Origin of the sequence: Rhodopseudomonas sp. BR0G17 (assembly GCF_010907025.1) — a bacterium.
Classification (GTDB): domain Bacteria; phylum Pseudomonadota; class Alphaproteobacteria; order Rhizobiales; family Xanthobacteraceae; genus Rhodopseudomonas; species Rhodopseudomonas palustris_H.
The window spans coordinates 1-821 of the sequence record NZ_QUML01000083.1 but is presented as its reverse complement, the minus strand read 5'-3'; the positions used below and the strand labels follow the sequence as shown (position 1 = coordinate 821).

2 protein-coding genes are annotated in these 821 nt (G+C 64.2%); both read left to right on the top strand.

Annotated features, from left to right (window positions below; genetic code table 11):
- On the top strand, positions 1 to 361 hold a 361-nt coding region (locus DY467_RS25285; protein WP_205502807.1), incomplete at its 5' end, for a hypothetical protein.
- Positions 362 to 575: 214 nt separating this feature from the next.
- On the top strand, positions 576 to 821 hold a 246-nt coding region (locus tag DY467_RS25280), incomplete at its 3' end, for a hypothetical protein (RefSeq protein ID WP_164639789.1).

Genomic DNA, 821 nt, shown 5'->3' with positions numbered 1-821 from the left:
CGACCGCGAGTTCATCACGCGCATTTTCCCCAGTCTCGGCGACGATCCACAAGCCAACAAGATTAGGATCGAGGGGGCGCGACGCATGGCCAACCTCGATCTTCAGCGAGCTCGCGATTACCAGGCTTGGAAGGTGGACGCGACGAACAAGGGCAAGGGCTTCGAGGATTTCGAGACGGACTGGTCGGAGAAGATCGCGAAGCAGGATGCCTTTGGTGACCTGAGCCGTGAGGTCGAGAAGATCTCCGGGGCTCCGCGCACGGACATCGGCGGCACGCTCAACAATCCCGGCCCCGCGCCGCGGCAGCAGCAACCGGCGCCGTCCCGGACACGCCAAGGCGTTAATTGGAGCATCGAATAATGCCCACACTCAACATTGAAGGCCGCCGCATCCGTGTGGATGACAGTTTCCTCTCGCTGTCGCCTGATCAGCAGAACGACGCAGTCGACGAAATCGCAACGTCGTTGCGCGGATCCGGTCATCTGCCGGCGCCGCTGTCGTCGCCGCGGCCAGTGACGTCGTCAACGGGATCGGTGGCGGTCTGATCCGCGGCGCCGCCGGCACCGTCGGGCTTGTGACGGACACGATTCCGTCATGGCTCAAATTCGGCGCCGACTATGCGGCCCGAAAGATCACCGGGCAATCGGTCGAAGAACAGCAAGCCGAGCAGCGCGCATTCGCCGAGTCTCTGCCTAGCTACCTGCGGGACGCCGCCGGCGCGGTGGTGAATGCTGGCAAGACCGAGACCCTGCAGCACGGTATCGAGCAAGTCACCGGCCCGGCCTACGAGCCCTCCACGCGCGCCGGAAAGATCGCGAGC